This window comes from Streptomyces spiramenti, assembly GCF_012034385.1.
In the GTDB taxonomy this organism is placed as follows: Bacteria; Actinomycetota; Actinomycetes; order Streptomycetales; family Streptomycetaceae; genus Streptomyces; species Streptomyces spiramenti.
On record NZ_JAAVJB010000375.1, the window covers coordinates 1 to 3,064 of the forward strand.

General features: G+C 72.3%; 1 protein-coding gene and 1 pseudogene. Both read left to right on the forward strand.

All coding sequences use genetic code 11. From position 1 onward, the window contains the following. Positions 1–856: pseudogene (locus HCJ92_RS23335) on the forward strand (carbonic anhydrase); the annotation flags it as partial. Positions 857–1,018: 162 nt separating this feature from the next. Continuing rightward, complete coding sequence (gene acs, locus HCJ92_RS23340) at positions 1,019–2,977, forward strand: acetate--CoA ligase (protein ID WP_167935595.1); 1,959 nt, start codon at positions 1,019–1,021, stop codon at positions 2,975–2,977. Positions 2,978–3,064 lie beyond the last annotated feature (87 nt).

Below are 3,064 nucleotides of genomic sequence, written 5' to 3' on the forward strand. Positions count from 1 at the left end.
GAGCCCGGTGGCGAGCAGTACCCAACAGCCGTGCAGGATAGTCGAGTTGCGGCTGACCGCTCCGGCGGCGACGTTGGCGGAGCTGCGCACGGCGACCCCGGTGATGGGCAGACCGCCGACCGCCCCGGGAGCGTGTGGCCGGGCGAGGGCGCCCGCGCCCGCTCCGCGAGCGGCCTCCGGGCGACGGGCCCGGCGGACGACCGGCTGCTGACGGGCGTGGAGGACTTCCAGCGGCTCACCGCCCCGCTGGTCAGGGAGGACCTGGCACGGCTGGCGCGGGAGGGGCAGCGCCCCGGCCAGCTCTTCCTCACCTGCGCGGACTCCCGACTGGTCACGAGCATGATCACCTCCAGCGGCCCCGGGGACCTCTTCACCGTCCGCAACGTCGGCAACCTGGTGCCGCCGCCGGGCGTCGAACAGGCCGACACCTCGGTGGCGGCGGCGATCGAGTACGCGGTGACGGTGCTCAAGGTCCGCTCGATCACCGTCTGCGGGCACTCGGGATGCGGTGCCATGCAGGCACTGCGCCAGACGGCCGCCGCTCCGCCCGCTCCGGCGGTGGCTGCGCCACGGACGGCCGAGCATGGACCGGCTCGCGGCCGGGGCCGGCTTCGAAGCGAGGGTCGACGGCCGCGAGACCTCGGACGGCGTGGAGCCGCTCTGCCTCGCCAACGTGGTGCAGCAGCTGGAGCACCTGACGCGGCACCCGTGCGTCGCCGAGCGGATGGCGGACGGCTCCCTCACCCTGAGGGGGATGTACTTCCACGTCGGGGAGGCGCAGGCCTACGTACTGGACGACCCCGGAGCGGGGACGCCGCTGTTCCGGCCGGTGCAGCCATCGGCGCTGACCAGCTGATTTTCCCGCCCGGCGCCCGTTCGGCGCGGCGAGCGTCCGCTCGTCCCGCCGGACGGGCCATTCGCCGGAACAGGTCTACACCAATCCGCCGTGAGCCCTTGTCAAAGCCCTGGACGGCTGATGGGGTGTGTCGTGGGACACAGCAGCGATGCGGAGGATGCCGTGAGTAACGAGAGCCTGGCCAACCTCATGAGCGAGGAGCGGAGCTTTCCACCGCCCCCCGCGCTGGCCGCCGAGGCCAATGTCACCGCGAGCGCGTACGAGGCGGCGGCCGAGGACCGGACGGCGTTCTGGGCGGAGCAGGCCCGCCGGCTCTCGTGGTCCACCGAACCCACCGAGACCCTCGACTGGTCCGATCCGCCGTTCGCCAAGTGGTTCGCGGACGGCCGGCTCAACGTCGCGTACAACTGCGTGGACCGGCACGTCGAGGCCGGACACGGCGACCGGGTGGCCCTCCACTTCGAGGGCGAGCCGGGCGACTCCCGGACCATCACCTACGCGGAGCTCCAGCGGGAGGTCTCCCGCGCCGCCAACGCCCTGACGGAGCTCGGTGTCGCCACCGGCGACCGGGTCGCGGTCTACCTGCCGATGATCCCGGAGGCCGTGATCACGATGCTGGCGTGCGCCCGCATCGGCGCCCCCCACTCGGTGGTCTTCGGCGGCTTCTCCGCCGACGCGCTGGCCACCCGCATCAAGGACGCCGACGCGCGGGTCGTCGTCACCTCCGACGGCGGCTACCGGCGCGGCAAGCCGAGCGCGCTGAAGCCCGCCGTCGACGAGGCGCTGACCCGCCCGGGGACGGAGGACGTCCGCAACGTGCTGGTGGTGCGCCGCACCGGCGAGGAGACGGCCTGGACCGAGGGCCGCGACCTGTGGTGGCACGACGTGGTGGACCGTCAGCCCGACACGCACACGCCCGAGGCGTTCGACGCGGAGCACCCGCTCTACATCCTCTACACGTCGGGAACCACGGGTAAGCCGAAGGGCATCCTCCACACCTCCGGCGGCTACCTCACCCAGACGGCCTGGACCCACCACGCGGTCTTCGACCTGAAGCCGGAGACGGACGTCTACTGGTGCACCGCCGACGTCGGCTGGGTCACCGGGCACTCCTACATCGTGTACGGCCCGCTGGCCAACGGCGCGACGCAGGTGCTGTACGAGGGCACCCCCGACACCCCGCACCACGGCCGCTGGTGGGAGATCGTCCAGAAGTACGGGGTGACGCTGCTGTACACGGCGCCGACGGCGATCCGCGCCTGCATGAAGTGGGGTGACGAGATCCCCGCGAAGTTCGACCTCTCCTCGCTGCGGATCCTGGGCTCGGTCGGTGAGCCGATCAACCCCGAGGCGTGGATGTGGTACCGCGAGCACATCGGCGGCAACCGGGCGCCGGTGGTGGACACCTGGTGGCAGACCGAGACCGGCGCGATGATGATCAGCCCGCTCCCCGGCGTCACCGCTGCCAAGCCAGGCTCGGCCCAGGTCCCCCTCCCCGGCATCGCGGCGACCGTGGTGGACGACGACGCCAACCCCGTGCCGGACGGCGGGGGCGGGTACCTGGTCCTCACCGAGCCGTGGCCGTCGATGCTCCGGACCATCTGGGGCGACGACCAGCGGTTCCTGGACACCTACTGGTCCCGGTTCCCCGGGCGCTACTTCGCGGGCGACGGCGCCAAGAAGGACAAGGACGGCGACATCTGGCTGCTCGGCCGGGTGGACGACGTCATGCTGGTCTCGGGCCACAACATCTCGACCACGGAGGTCGAGTCGGCGCTGGTGTCGCACCCGAAGGTGGCGGAGGCGGCCGTCGTCGGCGCCACCGATCCGCAGACCACCCAGGCGATCTGCGCCTTCGTGATCCTCCGGGGCAGCGCCTCGGAGGACGAGGGGCTGGTGGAGGAGTTGCGGGCGCACGTCGCCAAGCAGCTCGGGGCGATCGCCAAGCCGAAGCGCGTCCTGCCGGTGGCGGAGCTGCCGAAGACCCGTTCGGGCAAGATCATGCGGCGGCTGCTGCGGGACGTCGCGGAACACCGCGAGCTGGGCGACGTCACCACACTCACCGACTCCTCGGTGATGGAGCTGATCCAGCGGAAGCTGCCGGAGACCTCCGGCGACTGACGGCCCGGCGGTGGCCCCGGCCAACCTGCTCGGCGACCACGGCGGCGGTGCCCTCTACCTCGTCGTCGGGGTCCTGGCCGCACTCCG